This window comes from Actinomadura latina NBRC 106108 (genome assembly GCF_001552195.1).
Taxonomy (GTDB): Bacteria; Actinomycetota; Actinomycetes; order Streptosporangiales; family Streptosporangiaceae; genus Spirillospora; species Spirillospora latina.
In genome coordinates, this window is record NZ_BCQS01000006.1 from 240,942 (window position 1) to 260,197 (window position 19,256).

Genomic DNA, 19,256 nt, shown 5'->3' on the forward strand with positions numbered 1-19,256 from the left:
ACCCCGTCTTGGACTTCGATGCATGCCGAGCGTGCCCGTTGCGGGACCGCCCTGTGGAGGACGTCGTGAAGGCTGGTCGAGTAAGGTCCCGTCGCCGGACGCTGATTCTGGAACCGCGCCGGTCGGCGCGCGCCGTTGCGATCGTGACCGCATTGGCGCTGGCGGCCGGACTGGCGTCGGTGCCGCCGGCGCTGGCCGAACCGCCGAACTCCAAGCGCCCCAAGGTCGAAAACAACGAGCCAGTGGTGGACGGCCGCCCCTTGAAGGCCCGTCCGCGCAAGGTCGCCGCGGCCAACCCTGGCCCCGCGGCCAGGTCGGCCTGGCCGACGCCCGGTATCGCAGAGGTAAGTGTGCCGTCCGGCGTGGGCACAGGCCGTACTGCGAAAGTCGAGGGCGCCAACGGTGTCGGAGCTTCTGCGAGCAAGCTTCCAGTCGAGATACTCGCGCCTAGCCGGCAGGTGCGTGCAGCGGGGGCTGCGCCGGCGGCGAAGCAGGTACGGGTACAGGTGCTGGATCAGCAGGCCGCCAGCAGGACGGGTGTGGACGGGTTGGCGTTCACGGTGGCCCGCACCGATGCCGCCGCGCCCGGACGCGTGAAGCTGCGGCTCGACTACTCGGCATTCGCACAAGCATTCGGCGGCGCCTATGGAGCACGTCTGCGACTTATGGAGTTGCCAGCCTGCGCGTTGACGACGCCCAACAAGTCGCAATGCCAGAAGGCCAAACCTGTGTCGGCCAGTAATGACGGTGCGGCCAAGACGCTGACCGCCGAGGTTGAGGCGGCCCCCGCAGCCACGGCGGAATCGTCGACTCAGACGGCGACGGGTCAGAGCGCGACACTCCTGGTCGCCGCAGCCGGTGCTGATAGTTCGCAAGGTGATTACGGGGCGACTTCACTGGAGGCGTCGGCGACCTGGAAGGCTGGCGGGAACGGCGGGGACTTTTCCTGGTCTTATCCAATACGGGTGCCGCCCGTACCCGGCAAGCTGACCCCTCAGGTTGACGTCTCCTATTCCTCGGGAAGTGTGGACGGCCGGACCGCCAACTCCAATGGGCAGCCGTCCTGGCTCGGCGAGGGCTTTGACCTGTGGCCGGGATACATCGAGCGACGTTACAAAGGTTGCAAGGAAGACGGGGCCCCAAAGGATTCGGGGGGCAACTATCCCGCGGATCAGTGCTGGGGCTATGACAACGCCACCGTCACCTGGGGCGGCAAGGGCGGCGAGCTGATCAAGGCTTCCGACGGCAGTTGGCGACTGAAGGACGACGACGGCACCAAATTCGAGAAGCTCACCAGCTCCTCGAACGGCAACGGTGATGACAACGGGGAGTATTGGAAGGTCACCACCACCGACGGCATCCAGTACTTCTTCGGCCTCAACCGGCTACCCGGCTGGACGAGTGGAAAACCCGAGACCGATTCGACGTGGACCGTCCCGGTGTTCGGTGACGACTCTGGTGAGCCGTGCCACGGATCGTCCTTCGCCACCTCTTGGTGCCAGCAGGCCTACCGCTGGAACCTGGACTACGTCGTAGACCCGGGCGGGAACGCGATCAACTACACCTACGACCAGGAGATCAATCACTACGGCCGCAACCTCAAGGCTGCCGACGAGACCCCGTACGTGCGCGGCGGGTTTCTGAAGACGATCTCCTATGGTCTGCGGAAAGACGCGCTGTTCGCCAAGGCGCCGGCACAGGTCACCTTCACCACCTCCGAACGCTGCATCCCGAGCGAGACCTTCGACTGCAATCCGTCCAAGATCGGAAGTAACCCGGACAAGTGGTGGGATGTCCCGTGGGACTTGCATTGCGATGCCGGGCAGGAGTGCAAGGACGCCCACGGTGGACTGGCGCCGACATTCTGGTCTCGCAAACGACTCACCCAGATCACTACCCAGATCCTCAAGAGCGACGGATCGGGCTACAGGCCGGTGGACTCCTGGTCGATGAACCACTCCTGGGGGCTTGCCGACGTCGAACGTGACCTGCTGCTGGACGAGATCCAGCACACCGGTCACGCTGCCGACGGCTCCACGACCACGCTGCCGAAGGTCACCTTCAACCCGATCCAGTTGGACAACCGGCTGGACAAGACCGGCGACGACATCCTGCCGTACGTCCGCTACCGGGTCGGCGCCATCTACGACGAGTCCGGCGGGCAGATCGACATCAACTACTCCGACCCGGACTGTTCCCTGAACGATCTGCCGACGCCGGAGACCAACACCACCCGGTGCATGCCAGTGATCTGGACCCCGCCCGGCCGCGAGGACCCGATTACCGACTGGTTCCACAAGTACGTGGTCACCTCGGTGATCCAGACTGATCGCACCGGCCTGTCCCCGGATATGGCCACCAAGTACGAGTATCTGGGTGGCGCAGCCTGGCATTTCGACGACGATGATGGGCTCTCCAAGGAGAAGTACAAGACCTGGTCGCAGTGGCGCGGCTACGGCCATGTCCGTACTCTGACCGGCTCCTACGACACCCCGTCCACTCAGGCTGATACCTACTACCTGCGTGGTATGGACGGCGACCGTAAAACGAAGTCCGGTGGCACCAAATCGGTAACCGTCTCTGACGGTGAGGGCGGCACTTACACCGACCATGAAGCGCTGGCCGGTTTCACACTCAAGACAGTCCAGTACACCGGCCCGGGTGGAAGCGTCCACTCCAAGACGGTCAACACCCCATGGCGTGTCCAGACGGCCTCACGCACCCGCTCGTGGGGGACCACGACGGCGAACGTGACCGCGACCGACACCTCGCGGACCTGGACCGTCAAGGACGGTGGCGGCTGGACCGAGACCAAGACGGATAGCACCTTCGAAGACTCCGGACCGGGAATCGGAAGGGCCACCTCGGTCAACGACCTGGGAGACACCAGCACGTCCAGCGACGACAGGTGCACCCGGACCAGCTACGCCGACAACACAGGTGCCTGGATGGTGAAGTTCCCATCCCGGCTGGAGACCGTATCGGTTGCCTGCACCACCGCCCCCGACCGGCCCGCCGAGGTGCTCTCCGACGTGCGCACCTACTACGACAACGGTGCTCTCGGCGCTGCCCCGTCCAAGGGGCGCGTCACGAAGGTCGAAAAGCTCGCTGGCTACGACGGTGCCACTCCTAGGTACGTCACCCAGGCCGAGACGGTCTATGACGACTACGGCCGGGCCACCAAAGTCACCGACGCCGCTGGCCAACCGGCCACCACCGCCTATGCCGACACCCAAGGTCTGAACACTCAGATCACCACCACCAGCCCGCCCGCCAAACCGGGTGACTCTGCTACGGCACTGACCACAGTGCAGTACGTCGATCCCGCATGGGGCGTGCCGGTCACCACCATCGACCAATCCAACCTGGGGCTGCGCACCGACTACGCCTACGATCCGCTCGGTCGGCTGATCAAGGTCTGGCTTCCCAACCAGTCCAAAGCCAACGGCCGTAACCCCAACTACGAGTACGAATACCGCGTTACCGAGAACCAGATCGTCGCCGTCACGACCAAGACGCTCACTGCCACCGGAGCTCAGCGGATATCGGGAATCAAACTGCTGGACGGTTGGCTGCGCCCCCGCCAGGCTCAGGTGCCCGGCCAGTCTGGGCGGCTGATCAGCGACACCTTCTACGACGACCGCGGCCAAGTCGTCAAAACCTACGTCCCCTACGCCGCCGAGGGAGCACCCAGCACCGCGCTGTTCGGCATCGGTACCCCAGGCCATGTCGAGACTCAGACCCGCACCGAGTACGACGGACTGGGCCGCAAGACTGTCGAAAAACTCACCACCGGTAATGGCTCTCAGCCCGATGCGGAACTGTGGCGCACCACCTACTCCTACGGCGGCGGCAACCGCACCTCGGTCACGCCGCCCGCCGGTGCCACCCCCACCGCCGAAATCACCGACGCCCGTGGTCAGGTAATCGAACGCCGGCAATACAAGTCCGCGACCCCGACCGGCGACTACGACGCCACGCACTACACCTACAGTCCCGCCGGGCTGCTGACCAAGGTCACCGACCCGTCCGGCAACACCTTCACCACCACCTACGACCTGCTCGGCCGCAAGACCACGACCACCGACCCCGACGCCGGCACTACCAGGTTCACCTATGACGACCTGGACCGCCTCACCTCCACCACGGACGCGCGCGGCAAGAAGGTCTTCACCACCTACGACGGTATGGGACGCAAAACAGCCACACATGCCGACACAGCCGACGGCCCCGTGCTGGCGTCCTGGACCTACGACACCGTCGTCCGCGGCAAAGGCAAACTCGCTACCGCCACCAGGCACACCAGCGACGGCGACTACACCAGCACCGTCCGTCATTACGACGATCTCGGCCGCGCCGACAAGACCGCCCTCACCGTCCCCGAGTCACAAGGCCCACTCGCCGGCCGCTACCTGTTCTCCACCCAGTACGGCCTGGACGAAACCATCCTGGGGCAATCGCGCCCGGCTGCAGGCGGTCTTCCGGCCGAGAGCATGACCTACGGATACGACGACCTCCTGCGCCCCACAGGCCTGACCGGCAGTACCGGTCCGACGGATGCGACGACGTACGTCAACGACGTCCTCTACACCCCGACCGACAAGCTCAACCTTCTCGAACTCGGACCCGCCGGAAAGCACACCTGGCAGACCTTCACCTACCAGTACGGCACCCAGCGGCCGGAGACTGCCCGCACTTCCCACGAAGGCGTGCAAGGCGACGACCGCTACGCCACCTACCACTACACCGACGCCGGCACCATTACCTCGATCACTGACACCTCACGTGACGGCATCGACAACCAATGCTTCACCCACGACCACCTCCAACGCCTCACCCAGGCGTGGACACAAGGCACCACGGACGCCTGCGCCACCGAACCCAACGACACGATCACCGGTGGGCCCGCCCCCTACTGGCACAGCTTCACCTACGATACCGCCGGCAACCGCACGAGTGAAACCCGCCACGGCATCGGTGGAACCGCCGACACCACTCGCACTTACACCTATGCCCCCGCCGGGCAGGGCAACCGCCTCAACCAGGTCACGCAGACCGGCCCCACCGGTCAGCGCACCGACACCTACACCTACGACGCCGCTGGCAACACCACCAAACGCGCCATCGACGTCAGCCCGACCAGCCCCGGCCAGACCCTGGAATGGGACACCGAAGGCGAGCTGTCCAAGGTCACCGAAAACGGCAACGACGTCACCTTCGTCTATGACACCGACGGCAACCGCCTCCTCCGTAAGGACCCCGCCGGCACCACCCTCTACCTGCCCGACGGCACCGAACTACGTGCTCTCGGCGGCGCCCCCGCCGCCACCGGCACCCGCTATTACACCTTCGGCGGCCAAACCGTCGCGATGCGCACCTCCGACGGCACCGTCACTCACCTGGCCAGCGACCACCAAGGCACCGCCCAGATCGCCGTCAACACCACCACACAACAGACCACCGTCCGCCGCTCCACCCCCTTCGGCGGTGTTCGCGGATTCGACGACGACGCCACCTGGCCCAACGACAAGGGCTTCCTCGGCGCTACCAAGGACCCCACCGGTCTCACCCACCTGAGCGCCCGCGAATACGATCCCGACACTGGCCGCTTCATCTCCGTCGACCCCGTCCTCGACACTGCCAACCCGCTGCAGATGAACGGCTACACCTACGCCAGCAACAACCCCGTCACTCACAGCGACCCCTCAGGCCTCCGTGTCGACGGCTGCGAAGTCAACCACGACTGCACTCCACATCACAAAGGCCGCAAGGGCTCCCAGCGCTGCGACATCTACTGCGGGCCCACCACCCCCCACTTTGGAGCCAAACCCGGCGGAGACCCGCTCGCAGCACCCGCACTGGGCCATGCACTGCCGCGAAAGGTCTACGAACACCTGCTTAACCTCGGCTACCGCGGCAGCCAGGACTTCACCCTCCGCGATGCGATCGCCTTCCTGGGAGCAGGGCTGGATGACAACCAATGGGACGGCTTCTGCCGAACCGTCAACGCCAGCGCGCAGAGCCTCTGCCGCCACAATCCCTTCACCGGCCACGACACCACCGACTCTGGCCTCAAACAAGCCCTGATCATCGGCGGCATCACCACCGTCGTTACCGCCGGACTCATCCTCTGCGCCGCCGGAGGCTGCGAATCCGGAGCCTTCCAAACAGCCGGGATCGCTTGCATGGCCTCCAAGGTCTGCGGTACGGCTCTTACGAGTGTTTTGAGCGCAGGAACTGCCGTTACCAACGCATACGGTGCCGGAGAACTTCCCAGCGGTGCCTCGGTGGGGCGAGGCGGATCATGGTTGGCGAAGCTTCGCTGCCGTAGTAGCTGCGGACCTGATATCGGCACTAAACTGGAGTATTTCTTCGGAAATGCCACGGGAAATGCCCACAATATTCAACGAAGCGGCGACATGGCCAGTCAGTTGAATCGGATTGGGATTGGAGATAATGCAAGAGGGCGGGCGCTTTTTGCCAAGCATCTTGAAGACGTTTTCAATGATCCAAATTCTGTAGTCCGAGTCCAGGAGAATGGGCGAACGGTGAGAGAAGGGATCCTGAAGGGGCCTGGTGGAATGGTCAAGACGGAAACAGTTTGGGACGGCAATCGATTGATCACTGGTAACTTGTTTGGATCTAATTCAAGATACCGAAACTAGGTGAGCGGGCGTGTCAATGATTGTGATTTCAATCGACGATAGCGAGATCATGTGCTCCGTGTGGTCGAGTTCAGGCGAGGCACGCGCAGGATCGTTCGCTGATCTCGAAATTGCGAACGAGTATGGGTCGGGTGCTGGCCGCGTATTCATCTTCTCCCGGTCGGACATGGTTGGCGAGTCAAATCATAGATCGACGGTAGGAATACAAATGGACTCAGAATTTGAGTCACCGACGATTCTGGGGCGTGAGTGGGGTGGGGCATACTGGGTAGGCTGCAATGCGCACCTGTACCGGATATCGCCCAGCATGGCGATCGACCGGGAGATCAATCTTGATTCGCATTTTGCCGGCCTGCGACTTGTGCCTAGCCTTGACAGGATAATCGTCCTGGCCGAAGTTGGCATTTTTGCTGTGCGCAGCAGTGGCGAGATTGATTGGCGAGTGGATCTCGACGTCATCACTGAAGTGCGCTGGGAGAGTGAAAGTGTGGCGATTTCCCAGATGGATGGTCCGCAGGTGTGCGTGGATCTTCAAAGCGGGCGGTACCGTTCCGCTGATCAGCGCTAACCAGGGTTAATGAGTCATGGCGGTTTGGTGAGTGGACGGGCCGGTGGTGTGGGCGTATGCCGGTGACATGGCCAGATACCCCCAGGGCGGCGGGATGACCGACGCGGGCCGTGAACGGCGAGAACAGATTCGGATGCAGGCCGCGCAGTGGTTCGGTGAGCGTCGGCCCAACGCGTGGATCGCTGCGGAGTTGCGGGTCGGTGTGCGGCAGGTGGAGAAGTGGCGGCAGGCCTGGCGTCAGGGCGGGCCCGAGGCGTTGCGGTCCAAAGGTCCGCATCGGCGGGCGCGGCTGGACGGGGCCGCCTTCGCCCGGTTGGAGGCCGAACTGAACCGCGGGCCGGCCGCGCACGGCTATGCCGATGACCAGCGGTGGACGCTGGGCCGGATCGCGGCACTGATCAGGAGCCTGTTCGGGATCGAGTACACCCTGCCGGGGGTGTCGCTGCTGCTGCGCCGCAACGGCTGGTCGGTCCAGGTCCCCGGGCGCCGTGCGATCGAACGCGACGACCATGCCATCGAAGTGTGGAAGACGCAGGTGTGACCGCAGGTGGAACCACCGCGGGCGACCTGGGTGCCTGGATCTGTTTCCAAGACGAAACGGGTCAGGGGCTCAGGCCGCCCGGTGAACGCTCCTGGAGCCGGCGGGGACACCGGCCGCAGGTGAGGGTGCACGGCGGCGACCACGGCGGACGGGTCTCGGTCGCCGGGATGGTCTGCTACCGCCCGGGGATGCGGCCCCGGCTGATCTACCGGCTGCACCACTACCGCCGCCGCCAAGGCGAACGCGCCGCCTTCACCCTGAACGAGTACAAAGTGCTGCTGCAGGCCGCCCACCAGCAGTTACCCGGCGGGAAGATCGTGCTGGTCTGGGACAACCTGAACATCCACCACTCAAAGTCGATGCGGGAGTTCATCGACGCCCACGCCGACTGGCTCACGGTGTTCTACCTACCGGCCTACGCCCCCGACCTCAACCCCGCCGAGAGCGTGTGGTCCCTGCTGAAACGCTCCATGGCCAACTTCCTGGCCACCGACCTGGACCACCTCACCCACATGATCAAACACCGCCTCAAAGTCATCCAGCACCACCCCGACGTGCTCGACGGCTGCCTGACCACCACAGGCCTCACCCTCAACACCACATCCGCCATCACCAATTTTAACCCGGGACTGTACGGTTTCCGGTGTAACTCCTGATCAAGGAGTGACACCTGATGACGACCGAAGAGAACACGGAGGCCGCGGTGGCCGAGTCTGCGCCTCCCCTGAGATCGTGGAGACCGAACCTGGGAGAAGGTTGGGTCGTTGGATACCGAGAGACGCTCGTTCGATCCGGAGTTCCGGGCCGGAGCGGTGCGCATCGTGCAGGAGACCGGCAGGCCGGTTGCGCAGGTGGCTCGTGACCTGGGAATCAACCAGTACACGCTGCACAACTGGGTGAAGAAGGATCGGTTGGCTGGTTCTGGCGGGAACGGAGGCGGCGCCCTGTCCAAGTCGAAGGGCTCGGGGTTGAGCGGGTCCGAGCGTGAGGAGCTGGCGCGGCTGCGTCGGCAGAAGGCCGAGATGGCCCGGCGGCACGCTGAGGAGAAGGCCGTGTGGGAGGCCGAGCGCGCTCAGCTGGAGATGGAGCGTGATGTCCTCAAGCGATCAGTGGTCCTCTGGGTGAAGGAGGCGGAGGGCCGGTGAGCGTGGCGGCCTTCATCGCCGACCAGAAGACCGGCCATGACGTCCCCCACGCCGTGGCCTGCCGGGCGCTGGGCGTCTCGCAGTCCTGGTTCTACAAGTGGAGGCGGCGCATCGGGGGCCAGGCCCCCACCCGCGGGAGCGGCGGCGGGTCGAGCTGGATGAGGCGATCCGCCGGTCCTTCGAGGCCTCCGGCGGCACCTACGGGTCACCGCGGATCACCGACGACCTGCGCGAAGAGGGCTGGCGGGTGTCGGTGAACACGGTGGCGGCGCGGATGGCCGAGCTCGGCTGGCCGGGCGGCCCGGTCCGCGCAGGCGCCGGTCGCTGACCCGCCAGGGCAGGCGGGCGGCGGCCCCGGATTTGGTGCGCCGCAACTTCAACGCCGTCGCGCCCGACGTGCTGGGGTCGGGGACGTGACGCAGATCGACACCGACGAGGGGCCGCTGTACCTGGCCACGGTGGAGGACATGTTCGCCCGCCGGCTGCTGGGATACGCGATGTCGCAGCACCATGACGCGGACCTGACGATCGCGTCGCTGCAGATGGCGGCGGCCACCCGCGGCGGTGACGTGGACGGGGTGATCTTCCACTCCGACCGCGGCAGCGAGTACACCGCGTCCCGCCACCAGGCCGCCTGCCGCCGCCTGGGCGTCACCCAGTCGATGGGCCGGGTCGGCTGCGCGCTCGACAACGCACCGGCCGAGGCGTTCAACTCCACCCTGAAGGTCGAGTACGTCCACCGGCAGCACTTCGCGACCAGAGCCGAGGCCCGGCTGAAGATCGCGACCTGGATCACCGGGTTCTACAACACCCGGCGCCGACACAGCGCCAACAACGGGCTACCACCGGTGGTGTTCGAGCAGCAGATCACCGAGAAGAGGAAGGCCACGACAGCCGGCTACGCCGGGACCGAAGTGGCATAGATCGTCTCCACACTTTCAGGGGATTGACACCGTCGACGTCCACCGCGAGTGTCTCGATCAGTTCCTCGCGGAGGTCGTCGCCATCGCACGGCCCGTCCGGCAGAGCCAGGTCGATGTCCTTCGTCGCGCGTGCGCGGGCGCCCAAGCGGAACTCAAGGGAGGCGCCCCCTTTGAGTACCCAACCCCGTTCGGCGGCGGACAGCCGGGCGGCGATCCGGTCGAACACCGCGACGCGGCGCAGGCGGCTGAGGTCCGTGCCGGACTCGTCCGCACGCTGCCTGAGCCGGGCCTCCAGGGCGCGCCGCAGATCGACCGCGGTGGCGTAGCGGCTCATGGCCTTTCCGCCTGAAAGGCTCGCTGCACGGCAAGTTCCGCGCGGGCGCCCAAGCGTTGAGCGGCCCGCAGGAGTTGGCCCTTGGTGGCGGCCCCCCGGTCGAGAAGTTCGGCTACGGCCGAGTCGATCGCGTCCTGATCGAGCCCGTCTGCGGCGGACTCGGCGATGGCGCGGACGGGTGCGGTCACCCGGAACCCCTCATGCTCTTCGATCTCCTCGGGGGAAAGCTCGGCGCGGTGGACGACCACCGCTGGGTCCCGCTGCCGGAAACCGGGCGGGACGGTCAGGTGGATCTCGACGGGGTTGGCGATGCCCAGGTCGTGCACGACGAGCGCGGTGCTGTGCGACACCACCGCCAGGTCGCGGCTCCAGAGCGTCCAGCGGACGAGGTGATCGTTCTCGCCGGTCGGCAGGTCGGCGAACTCGCGGAAGCGGTAGACACCCCGATTGACGCGCGTCCAGTTGCCGCGCTGCACATGGAAGTACTGCGACTGGTAGGAGTAACCGTCCTCCAGGGCCTGTGCGGCGGTGAAGTAGCCGCGCTGGCGCGCCGCCCGGCGCCACAGCCGGGCGCGAGGCTCGTCGTCCCGCTGCCGCATACAGGCGACCCTAACGTCGTTGCACCTTCAAGTCACTTTTAGTTTGATGCAGCGTGTCTGCTTCAAACTAAAAGAGAGATTGAGGTTCAGGACGCCTCGTGGACCAGCGTGTTCAACTCGTCGAGCGCAGTGCTCGGATCTCCAGTTCTTCGGCCTCGCGCGCGGCGTACTGGTCCAGAACTCTATCGAGCACCTCGCGAGCCTTGGGGGCGAACGAGTCGAGGAAGTCGTGGTGCCGGACCGCCACCCGCCGTGCTCGCTCCGACCGCGACAGGAGGGGATCTCCCGCGCCAGGTACAGCAGCAGGTCGATCGTGTCGGTGTCCGGCCGTCCCGCCCACTCGGCGAGGTCCTCCGGGACGGTGTGGCTCTCGGTCGGCATTTTTGCGGGTTCCTGCCTGCTCTTGGCGTGCGCCCAGCGCCCAGGAGTTGATGCGGCTCCAGGTTCAGCTTGATGACCTGGCCCCGGACGAACTGCTCCTACTCGATCAGCCGACGGCCGCCCCGGCGCTGGTGTCGGACACGTAGAAGGCGCTGCCCCACTGCGTGACCTGGCGATGCCCGTTCGTTGTGTAGGCGAAAGGGACGTCCAGCAGGCGGGCGTACCGTTTGACCTGCTCGAAGCCGTTCGCCGGATCTTTGCGTGATCGCTTTGCTTCGATGACGGCGATCGGCTGCCCGTCGGAGGACGACAGCACATAGTCGGCCTTCAGCGGCCGTTCTTGCGGATGGCGGCGGGCGCGCGGATGCGGCCCCCGGGTCATCGGATACTGGGGGTGGATCTGATCTTCCTGCCAGTCGGCCTGTTCCAGGGCGGGGAGCACGAAGCGGCGGCAGGTCTCGTCCTCAAGGGGGTCCTGGAATCTGGACGTCACCGCACCATTCTTACCTGAGGCGGCTGACATTCTCGGTCCGATCGCTCTTCGGCCGCAGAGTTGGCCCTTCTCGGCCGTCGGCTACTGGACGATGACGGTGGCCTTCGGGGCGTCCTTGTCGTCGGTCCAGCCGTCGTGGCCGGCGTCGGCCTCCCAGTGCTTTCCGGCGTAGCGGACCTCGGTGAGGCCGTACACCTGCGCGTGCGTGACGGCCCACGCCGCGACCGCCCAGCCCTCGCGGGTGCTGCTCGCCTTCGCCGCGTTCCAGGAGTCCGGGCCGGACTTCGCGCCCTCGGTCAGCGGGCTCGGGCCGCCGACCTCGAGCCGGCTGCCGAACGCGCGGCGCATCTCCCGGATCGCCGCCGGGCGGCGGGACGCGGTCTTCTTGTCCGGCGGGAACCAGCAGCGCGCCGCGGCCGGCTCCCGGCCGGTGAACGCCGCCGCGAGCAGCTTCCCGTCCGGCTCGTGCTGGGCGTAGGCGGTGCCGTCCGCGCTGCGCTGCACCTTCTGCGCCGCGTCGTGCAGGTCGCGGTCCAGGTAGTCGTTCACCTTCACCAGGGCGTCGAAGAACTTGCTGGTCGCGAGGACGGGGTCGCGGAGCTTGTCCGGGGTGCCCCAGCCCTGCGAGGGGCGCTGCTGGAACATGCCCACCGAGTCGCGGTCGCCGCCCGGCAGGTTGCGGATGTGCGACTCCTGCATCGCGGTCGCGTAGGCGATCACCGCGGCGCGCTCGGGCAGCCGCTTGCGGAACGCGACCGCGGCGATGGTCGCGGCGTTCGCGGCCTGCTCCAGGTCGAGCGGCATCGTCCCCTGGCTCGTCCGCGCCTCGCAGCCGGACCCGTGCAGGTACGGGCGCGCCCGGTCGAACAGCACGAACCCGCCCACGGTCAGCAGCATCACGACGACGGCCAGGCCCACCGCCCAGCGCAGGCCGCGGCGGCGCCCGCCACCGTCCGCGCCCTCCTCGGGGCGCTCCCTCATCCTCGCCCAAACAGCCACGCGAAGAAGGTACCGGGAGTTGGGCCCCACTAAGCTCATGAGGCATGACCGAAACGTTCACCAGCCCGATCTCCGGCGTGATCGACGAGTTGTGGGAGCGGCGCGCCGACCTCACCCCGGACGACGCCGACGCCCGCGCCGCCATCGTGGCCGCCGTCGACCAGATCGACACGGGCGACGCCCGCGTCGCCCACATCGACCCCGCGACCGACGACGTCGTCGTCGACGAGCGGGCCAAGCGGGCGATCCTGCTGAGCTTCAAGGTCCTCGGCATGGCGCGGGCCCAGGTGGGCGACTTCCGCTACCACGACCGCATCCCGCTGAAGAGCCGGCTGGACGGCGTCCGGGTCGTCCCCGGCGCCATCGCCCGCTGGGGCGCCTACCTCGCGCCCGGCGTCGTGCTGATGCCGTCCTTCACCAACATCGGCGCCTACGTCGACTCCGGCACCATGGTCGACACCTGGGCCACCGTGGGCTCCTGCGCGCAGATCGGCAAGAACGTCCACCTGTCCGGCGGCGTCGGCATCGGCGGCGTGCTGGAGCCGCCGAACGCCAAGCCGGTGATCATCGAGGACGAGGCCATGATCGGCAGCCGCTCGATGATCGTCGAGGGCGCGCGGGTCGGGAAGGGCGCCGTCGTCGGCTCCGGCACCAACCTGTCGGCGTCCATGCCCGTCATCGACGTCGAGACCGGGGAGGAGATCAGCCGCGGCCGCATCCCGGACTGGTGCGTCGCCGTCGGAGGCACCCGCTACAAGGAGTTCAAGGGCGGCACGTTCGGGCTGCCGGCCGTGCTCATCCTGAAGCGGCTGGAGGAGGGGCAGCGCCACGACAAGGCGTCCCTCAACGACATCCTTCGCGACCACGGCATCAACACCTGAGCCGAGACGGGACGGGCCCGGCCGTCAGTCGAAGCGGGTCTCGACGATCTTGAGGGGCCGGGCCGTCAGGATGGCGGCGGAGGCCGCGTAGCCGGGGCCCGGCGTCAGGTCGGCGAGGCGGACCGGGGAGACCGCCGCCTCGTCGTCCCAGGCGATGACCTCGGCCGGGTCGTCGGGGGCGGAGACGTGGATGGCCGTCATCGGGGCCGCCAGGCCGTGCCCGGTGGCCTTCAGCAGGGCCTCCTTGCGGGACCAGTAGGCGTGGAAGCCGCGCCTCCGGTCGGCCATGGCGGCGAGGGCCGCGCGCTCGGCGGCGTTGAGGACCATCTCGGCGAGGCGGTCGATGTCGCGGTCGCTCTCCCGCTCCACGTCCACCCCGACCTCGGCGCCCTCGGCCAGGACGAGGACGACCCGGTCGCCGGAGTGGGAGAGGGAGAAGTCGAGGCCGCTGCCGGGCAGGCGGGGCTTGCCGTGCGCGGCGCCGCAGTGCGGGCAGCCGGTGGTGAACCGGATGCTCTGCGGGGCCAGGCCCGTCGCCTCGGCCAGGGCGGTGCGGGCGAGGAAGCGGCCGGTGACGAAGCGGGCCTTGTCCTCCGCGCGGATGAAACGGTCGTAGCGGTCGCGTTCCCCGTCGTCCAGCAGGGCGCGCATCGGCGGCTCGTCCACGGGGGCCGCCCAGCGGACGGCGCACTCCAGCATCTCCACACCGTGATGATAGGACTTGGGCATGGGGCTGGATCTCTTCGCGGACGTGGTGGACCTTACGGCGGCGATCGTCGACATCGAATCGGTCAGCGGGGCGGAGGAGTCCCTCGCCGACGCCGTCGAGGAGGCGCTGCGGGCGCTCCCGCACCTGGCGGTGGAGCGCGCCGGCAACAACGTCGTCGCCCGTACCGAGCTGGGACGGGGGGAGCGGGTCGTCCTGGCGGGGCACCTCGACACCGTCCCGCTGAACGGCAACCTTCCGGCGCGGACGGAGGGGGACCGGCTCTACGGGTGCGGCACGACCGACATGAAGAGCGGCGTCGCCGTCGCGCTGCGCCTCGCCGCCACCGTCCCCGAGCCCGGCCGCGACGTCACGTACGTCTTCTACGAGTGCGAGGAGATCGAGGCCGAGCGCAACGGGCTGCGCAGGCTCGCGGCGGCGCGTCCCGAGCTGATCGCGGGGGACTTCGCCGTGCTGCTGGAGCCGACGGGCGCGCAGATCGAGGGCGGCTGCCAGGGGACGATGCGGGTCGAGGTCACAGCGAGGGGGGAGCGGGCGCACAGCGCGCGCGCCTGGATGGGGTCGAACGCCGTCCACGCTGCCGGGCGGATCCTGGACGTGCTGCGCGCGTACGAGCCGGCGCGTCCGGTTGTGGACGGCCTCGAATACCACGAGGGCCTGAACGCCGTGTTCATCTCGGGCGGCGTCGCCGGGAACGTCATCCCGGACGAATGCGTCGTCACCGTGAACTACCGGTTCGCGCCTGATAAGTCAGTCGCCGACGCGGAGGCGTACCTTCGGGAAATCTTCGCGGGCTTCGAGGTGACGGTCACGGACGCCGCGTCCGCCGCCCGGCCTGGCCTGACGCACCCGGCCGCCGCGGCGTTCGTCGCGTCCAGCGGGGCCGAAGTGCGCGCCAAGCTCGGCTGGACGGACGTCGCGCGCTTCTCCGAACTCGGCGTCCCGGCCGTCAACTACGGGCCCGGTGAGCCCACCCTCGCCCACACCAGGGACGAATACGTCGAGACCCCCCTCATCATCGAGTGCGAGCAACGTATGCGCACGTGGCTGGCCGGTCCTACTACCGTGGCCCCATGACTTTGAATCCGGATTCCCCGTCGCGCCGTCAGGGCCCGGCCACGCTGCGGGGACGGGCCGTCCCGAAGACCACCACCGACCAGCGGCTGCTCGACGGCCGCGGCCCGGTCGACTGGGTGCACGCCGACCCCTGGCGCGTGCTGCGGATCCAGGCGGAGTTCGTGGAGGGCTTCGGCCTGCTCGCCGAGCTGCCGAAGGCGGTCAGCGTGTTCGGCAGCGCCCGCACCAAGCCCGACTCCCCCGAGTACAAGCTCGCCGTCGACATCGGCTCCCGCCTGCACGAGGCCGGGTACGCCGTCGTCACCGGCGGCGGCCCGGGGATCATGGAGGCGGCCAACCGGGGCTGCGACGAGAGCGGCGGCCTGTCCGTCGGCCTCGGCATCGAGCTGCCGTTCGAGCAGCGGCTCAACGACCACGTCGACATCGGCATCGAGTTCCGGTACTTCTTCGTCCGCAAGACGATGTTCGTGAAGTACTCGCAGGCGTTCGTGGTGCTGCCCGGCGGCTTCGGCACCCTCGACGAGCTGTTCGAGGCGATCACCCTCGTCCAGACCGGGAAGATCACCCGCTTCCCGATCGTGCTGGTCGGCACGGAGTTCTGGGGCGGCCTGCTCGACTGGGTCAAGACCTCCATGCTGCCCAGCGGCAAGATCTCCCCCCAGGACATCGACCTCGTCCACCTCACCGACGACCCGGAGGAGGTCGTCCGCATCATCGTCGAGGGTCACACCCGCGCCGAGCAGGAGATCATCGAGGCCCGCGCCCAGGCCGGCGCCAAGGAGGCCGCCGGCGAGTGACCCCGCGCCGCCACCGAGATCCGGCGGCTGTTCGACGAGGTCGAGGCCGCCGCCGGCGACGCCATCCGCAACGCCGCCGGCACCCTGAAGGGCTGACCCGGCCGGGCGTGGGCGTCCCGTGTGAGCGGGACGTGGCCGGGTAGGGCGGCGCTGACAGCGCAAAGAGGGCTGACGGCGCAAAAGGGGGGACAGGTCATGACAGAGCGGACGCCCGGGGAAAGCGCCGACGAGGGCATGCGCGAGCCGGAGGAGCAGGTGAGCGGCGCGCCGGCGACGGGGGTGGAGCACACCGAGGAGGAGTTCAGGCCGGACTCCCCCGAAGGGCGCGGCGGGCGGATGGAGGATCTGAGCCCCGACGACTTCGAGTAGCCAGGGGGACGAAGCGAACACCCCGGCCGAAGGCCGCCCTTTCGTCAGCGCGACGGGTTCATCCCGCGCGGACGGGCGGGGTCCTGCGGCCACTCCGGTGGCCTATCGACCGACCTGGTGTGCGACGGGGGCTGGGGCCGGACGGTAATCGTGTGGACGTCCAGATGCGGGCTTATCGCGGACGCCACGGCGGCCGGCAGGATGATGGTCGCCGCGGGCGCCGCCGCGGCCGCGGCGGACAGGCCGACCGCGCTTTTGGCCATGTCGCCGTGGAACAGCGCGCAGAGGCTCAGCAGGGGAATGGCGGACAGTTCTAAGAACCGGGTTGTCGAGCGGCCCCTTTTCGCGCTCTCCCGGAGCATGCGCGCGGCCCGCGACACCTGCCCGCGGCGCAGGTCCCGGTTGAGCACGATGATGGTGCGGCCGCTTTGTTCGCGCAGGTAGCCGAGCAGGCGGCTCGGCATGTGGGCCCGCGCGAACGGGCCGATCCGGCCGCGCGGCGCGGCCGCGGTCTGCAGGTGCCGCCACACTTCGCCGGCCTCGTCGTCGCCTCCCTCCTCCTGGCCGTCCTTTTCGTCCTGCATTCCGCTGATGAGGATGAGCGTCGGTTTTTCGGGCATGAGCGGTACCGTGAGACACTGCCAGCCCTGAGCCGACCGGAACGCCTGTTCGAGGTCGAGGGGCGGGTTCCACTGCTGCGCCACCGCCAGTTGGGTGCGCAGTTTGGCGTTCTCGCGGGTCAGACGTTCGATGGTCTCTTTGAGGCGCTGTTCATCAGGAAAATCCATGACGTCTCCCGATCGCGTCATCCGCGTTCGGCCGCGCCCCCGGCAGCACGATCGCTCAAACAGAAAACTGGATTGCAGATTCGCCTGCTACCCAGGAGCCGACGCTATATGTTGTCGGCCTTCTGCTGAGGATCTGGCTGCTCACCGAGAGATCTGGGTGCCGGGCGAATGCGCTTGAGCAGGACGCCGGTCACCGCCGCCCATTTGTCCTCATCGTCGGCGAGGGTTTCCGGCGCGTCCCAGATGAAACGCAGGAAGGGATCGCCCACCACCTCGTCCGGATAGTTGCCGTCATTGCCGTGCTCGGCGGCCGGCGCGGCGGGGGCGGGCGCGGGGGCGTCCACGCGGACGGGGTCGCCGCCGTCGAGGATCGCGCGGAAGCTGCCGCGGCGCCAGCCGAGCCGGTTCTCCAGGGGGATGATGACGCGGTCGGTGTAGTCCCTCCCGCGGCCGGTCTCGATCTTGTTCACCACCGACAGCGACGGGCCGCCCTCCGCGGCGAGGCTGGCCTGGGAGCCGAAGCCCAGCTCGATCCGGCGCTGCCGGACCATCTGTCCCAGCCTCCGCCACGCCTCCGGCGGGTGGCCGGGGTCGTTCCTGTCGTCAAGGTCGTCCAACGTGATCAGGCTCCTTCTGTGTCGCGGGGTGACGGCCTGACACGGTGCGTAAGTGTAGCGGAGCAAAACGGACTTTGACGAGTCGTAACGCGTTTTGGAGGGTCAGCATCGGTTCCCTGCACAACGGAGTGCATCGAACAACACATGGCATGGTTAAAACGCGTTTTCAAGCTGCACAACGCGCTGAGATGCGTTACGCTTCCGGGCATGTCAAGCGCTCCAGGCAGCGAGATCCCAGTGGAACGGCTGCTGTACACACCGCAGGAAGCCGCAGAGCTCACGTCGTTCACCCGTGACTGGCTCGTCCGGGCGGCGAGCCGGGGAGAGATACCGCATCGCCGCTACGGCAAGCGCCTCTTCCGGTTCGCCCACGAGGACCTTGAGGCGATCAAGGACATGGGCGCCTGCCCGGTCGAGCCGGCCGAACGCTGGGATCGGTCGAACTGATCTCCCACGGGTGCCGAGACCCGTACGCCGCCCCGCGAGAAGGAAAGTCATATGAGCACCGCACCACCCTCTTCCCAAGCCGCTTCCGGCCCCGCCCTCCCCGGAGGCGCCCGATGAACTGGCTGAGCCAGGGCACCATCAACGACCTCTCCGCGTCCGTCGCCGAGCACGAGGTCGCCATCGAACGGGCCCACGAGGAACTGGAGAACCACCGCAAGGCCGCCTTCGAGATCATGGAGGTCCTGCACCGGCACCAGGGGCTGGCCGCCGAGGCGAAGTTCCTGCTGACGATCGCGCACGGCGCCGCCCCCGTCCCGTCCCCCGGCGAGATCCGCGAGGTCGCCGGCGAGGACGACGGGCTCGGCCTCGCCATCGGCAGCATCCGGATGGCGCTGCCGCCGGACGCCTCCGCCGCGCAGTTCGGGCACCTCGCCGAGTCGATGCGCGCGCTGTACGCGGCCGCCCACGTCGTCGCCCTGCACGCGGACGAGCGGGCGCGCACCGGCGCCCCGCCCCCGCCGCTCATGCCGGAGCCGGACGTCCCGGCCGGCGTGCCCCGCGCCTTCGCGGCGCTCATGGGCCGCCAGGTCTGCGTGGACAACGCCGACGGCACCCGGGAGATCGGCCTGCTCGGCTCCGTCGAGGCGGGGCAGCTCACCCTCCTCGACGAGGACGGCGTCCCCATCGCGTGGCCGCTGCTGGACGAGGTCCTCGCCGTCCGGGCCTGGCCGCCCTCCGGTGACATGGAGGCGCAGGAGCCCTTGGTGCGGGACGCGGCCGTCCAGGACGCCCCCGAGGAGGAGCCGCCCGAGCAGCGGGAGCCGGCCCAGCCGCGCACCGGGGGAGTGGTGTCCCTGGTGCGGCGGAGCGGACGGCCCAAGAGCGCCTCCGGAATGTGAGGTGGC

Annotated in this window: 20 protein-coding genes and 1 pseudogene; 13 read left to right on the forward strand and 8 right to left on the reverse strand. The window is 68.0% G+C overall.

Going from position 1 to position 19,256, the window contains the following annotated elements; all coding sequences use genetic code 11:
* Positions 1-53 precede the first annotated feature (53 nt).
* The 7 genes and pseudogenes from AL2_RS11750 to AL2_RS38500 form a co-directional block, all read left to right on the forward strand.
* Positions 54-6,665 (forward strand): RHS repeat-associated core domain-containing protein, encoded by a 6,612-nt coding sequence (locus AL2_RS11750; RefSeq protein ID WP_157438105.1) that lies wholly within the window; start codon positions 54-56, stop codon positions 6,663-6,665.
* Positions 6,666-6,675: 10 nt separating this feature from the next.
* Positions 6,676-7,233: a hypothetical protein gene (locus tag AL2_RS38025; RefSeq protein WP_169806469.1), complete on the forward strand. Its 558-nt coding sequence runs from the start codon at positions 6,676-6,678 to the stop codon at positions 7,231-7,233.
* Between the two features lie 94 nt (positions 7,234-7,327).
* Positions 7,328-7,774: a winged helix-turn-helix domain-containing protein gene (locus AL2_RS11755; RefSeq protein ID WP_174550833.1), complete on the forward strand. Its 447-nt coding sequence runs from the start codon at positions 7,328-7,330 to the stop codon at positions 7,772-7,774.
* On the forward strand, positions 7,771-8,430 hold the full coding sequence (locus tag AL2_RS11760; RefSeq protein WP_174550834.1) for an IS630 family transposase: 660 nt from the start codon (positions 7,771-7,773) through the stop codon (positions 8,428-8,430). Before AL2_RS11755 ends, AL2_RS11760 begins: the two co-directional genes overlap by 4 nt.
* Positions 8,431-8,538: 108 nt before the next feature.
* On the forward strand, positions 8,539-8,919 hold the full coding sequence (locus tag AL2_RS11765; RefSeq protein WP_067632970.1) for a transposase: 381 nt from the start codon (positions 8,539-8,541) through the stop codon (positions 8,917-8,919).
* Positions 8,920-9,016: 97 nt separating this feature from the next.
* Entirely contained in the window at positions 9,017-9,247 is a 231-nt protein-coding gene (locus AL2_RS38495; protein WP_210747855.1) for an IS3 family transposase, read from the forward strand.
* A gap of 61 nt (positions 9,248-9,308) precedes the next feature.
* Positions 9,309-9,842, forward strand: a pseudogene (locus tag AL2_RS38500) (IS3 family transposase); the annotation flags it as partial.
* Here AL2_RS38500 and AL2_RS36225 read toward each other — a convergent pair.
* The 5 genes from AL2_RS36225 to AL2_RS11785 all read right to left on the reverse strand — a co-directional run bounded on the left by AL2_RS36225 (position 9,787) and on the right by AL2_RS11785 (position 12,648).
* On the reverse strand, positions 9,787-10,176 hold the full coding sequence (locus AL2_RS36225; RefSeq protein WP_083946420.1) for a nucleotidyl transferase AbiEii/AbiGii toxin family protein: 390 nt from the start codon (positions 10,174-10,176) through the stop codon (positions 9,787-9,789). The pseudogene AL2_RS38500 and the gene AL2_RS36225 sit on opposite strands and share 56 nt — an antisense overlap.
* On the reverse strand, positions 10,173-10,775 hold the full coding sequence (locus AL2_RS11775; RefSeq protein ID WP_067632972.1) for a type IV toxin-antitoxin system AbiEi family antitoxin domain-containing protein: 603 nt from the start codon (positions 10,773-10,775) through the stop codon (positions 10,173-10,175). Before AL2_RS11775 ends, AL2_RS36225 begins: the two co-directional genes overlap by 4 nt.
* A 112-nt stretch (positions 10,776-10,887) precedes the next feature.
* Positions 10,888-11,115: a type I restriction-modification enzyme R subunit C-terminal domain-containing protein gene (locus AL2_RS40060; protein ID WP_369688496.1), complete on the reverse strand. Its 228-nt coding sequence runs from the start codon at positions 11,113-11,115 to the stop codon at positions 10,888-10,890.
* A gap of 147 nt (positions 11,116-11,262) precedes the next feature.
* Positions 11,263-11,649, reverse strand: coding sequence for a type I restriction endonuclease (locus AL2_RS11780; RefSeq protein ID WP_067632974.1), 387 nt, complete (start codon positions 11,647-11,649; stop codon positions 11,263-11,265).
* A gap of 81 nt (positions 11,650-11,730) precedes the next feature.
* Complete coding sequence (locus AL2_RS11785; RefSeq protein ID WP_245666558.1) at positions 11,731-12,648, reverse strand: hypothetical protein; 918 nt, start codon at positions 12,646-12,648, stop codon at positions 11,731-11,733.
* A gap of 44 nt (positions 12,649-12,692) precedes the next feature.
* On the opposite strand from AL2_RS11785, the gene AL2_RS11790 reads away from it, so the two are divergent.
* A complete protein-coding gene (locus AL2_RS11790; RefSeq protein WP_067632976.1) occupies positions 12,693-13,529 on the forward strand; it encodes a 2,3,4,5-tetrahydropyridine-2,6-dicarboxylate N-succinyltransferase in 837 nt (278 codons plus the stop codon).
* Between the two features lie 24 nt (positions 13,530-13,553).
* Here the strand turns inward: AL2_RS11790 and AL2_RS11795 are convergent, their stop codons facing one another.
* Positions 13,554-14,228, reverse strand: a complete 675-nt coding sequence (locus tag AL2_RS11795) for a 4'-phosphopantetheinyl transferase family protein (protein WP_067633130.1) — start codon at positions 14,226-14,228, stop codon at positions 13,554-13,556.
* A gap of 28 nt (positions 14,229-14,256) precedes the next feature.
* On the opposite strand from AL2_RS11795, the gene dapE reads away from it, so the two are divergent.
* The 3 genes from dapE to AL2_RS37370 all read left to right on the forward strand — a co-directional run bounded on the left by dapE (position 14,257) and on the right by AL2_RS37370 (position 16,499).
* On the forward strand, positions 14,257-15,333 hold the full coding sequence (gene dapE, locus AL2_RS11800) for a succinyl-diaminopimelate desuccinylase (RefSeq protein ID WP_067632979.1): 1,077 nt from the start codon (positions 14,257-14,259) through the stop codon (positions 15,331-15,333).
* On the forward strand, positions 15,330-16,130 hold the full coding sequence (locus AL2_RS11805; RefSeq protein WP_067632982.1) for an LOG family protein: 801 nt from the start codon (positions 15,330-15,332) through the stop codon (positions 16,128-16,130). Before dapE ends, AL2_RS11805 begins: the two co-directional genes overlap by 4 nt.
* Before the next feature lie 195 nt (positions 16,131-16,325).
* Positions 16,326-16,499, forward strand: a complete 174-nt coding sequence (locus AL2_RS37370) for a hypothetical protein (protein WP_157438107.1) — start codon at positions 16,326-16,328, stop codon at positions 16,497-16,499.
* 44 nt (positions 16,500-16,543) lie between these two features.
* On the opposite strand, the gene AL2_RS11810 is transcribed toward AL2_RS37370, so the two are convergent.
* A complete protein-coding gene (locus tag AL2_RS11810; RefSeq protein WP_067632983.1) occupies positions 16,544-17,287 on the reverse strand; it encodes a hypothetical protein in 744 nt (247 codons plus the stop codon).
* 104 nt (positions 17,288-17,391) lie between these two features.
* On the reverse strand, positions 17,392-17,904 hold the full coding sequence (locus tag AL2_RS11815; protein WP_067632985.1) for a helix-turn-helix domain-containing protein: 513 nt from the start codon (positions 17,902-17,904) through the stop codon (positions 17,392-17,394).
* Between the two features lie 207 nt (positions 17,905-18,111).
* On the opposite strand from AL2_RS11815, the gene AL2_RS11820 reads away from it, so the two are divergent.
* Both AL2_RS11820 and AL2_RS11825 read left to right on the forward strand, forming a co-directional pair.
* On the forward strand, positions 18,112-18,351 hold the full coding sequence (locus tag AL2_RS11820; RefSeq protein WP_168444580.1) for a helix-turn-helix domain-containing protein: 240 nt from the start codon (positions 18,112-18,114) through the stop codon (positions 18,349-18,351).
* Between the two features lie 113 nt (positions 18,352-18,464).
* Positions 18,465-19,250: a hypothetical protein gene (locus AL2_RS11825; RefSeq protein ID WP_067632991.1), complete on the forward strand. Its 786-nt coding sequence runs from the start codon at positions 18,465-18,467 to the stop codon at positions 19,248-19,250.
* Positions 19,251-19,256: the final 6 nt, after the last annotated feature.

What these genes read in the sequence shown, in the direction of transcription:
- AL2_RS11755 (WP_174550833.1), top strand. Translation starts at nt 7,328, where the DNA reads ATGACCGACGCGGGCCGTGAACGGCGAGAACAGATTCGGATGCAGGCC.
- AL2_RS36225 (WP_083946420.1), bottom strand. Translation starts at nt 10,176, where the DNA reads ATGAGCCGCTACGCCACCGCGGTCGATCTGCGGCGCGCCCTGGAGGCC.
- AL2_RS11775 (WP_067632972.1), bottom strand. Translation starts at nt 10,775, where the DNA reads ATGCGGCAGCGGGACGACGAGCCTCGCGCCCGGCTGTGGCGCCGGGCG.
- AL2_RS11790 (WP_067632976.1), top strand. Translation starts at nt 12,693, where the DNA reads ATGACCGAAACGTTCACCAGCCCGATCTCCGGCGTGATCGACGAGTTG.
- AL2_RS11795 (WP_067633130.1), bottom strand. Translation starts at nt 14,228, where the DNA reads ATGCTGGAGTGCGCCGTCCGCTGGGCGGCCCCCGTGGACGAGCCGCCG.
- dapE (WP_067632979.1), top strand. Translation starts at nt 14,257, where the DNA reads ATGGGGCTGGATCTCTTCGCGGACGTGGTGGACCTTACGGCGGCGATC.
- AL2_RS11805 (WP_067632982.1), top strand. Translation starts at nt 15,330, where the DNA reads ATGACTTTGAATCCGGATTCCCCGTCGCGCCGTCAGGGCCCGGCCACG.
- AL2_RS37370 (WP_157438107.1), top strand. Translation starts at nt 16,326, where the DNA reads ATGACAGAGCGGACGCCCGGGGAAAGCGCCGACGAGGGCATGCGCGAG.
- AL2_RS11810 (WP_067632983.1), bottom strand. Translation starts at nt 17,287, where the DNA reads ATGGATTTTCCTGATGAACAGCGCCTCAAAGAGACCATCGAACGTCTG.
- AL2_RS11820 (WP_168444580.1), top strand. Translation starts at nt 18,112, where the DNA reads ATGTCAAGCGCTCCAGGCAGCGAGATCCCAGTGGAACGGCTGCTGTAC.
- AL2_RS11825 (WP_067632991.1), top strand. Translation starts at nt 18,465, where the DNA reads ATGAACTGGCTGAGCCAGGGCACCATCAACGACCTCTCCGCGTCCGTC.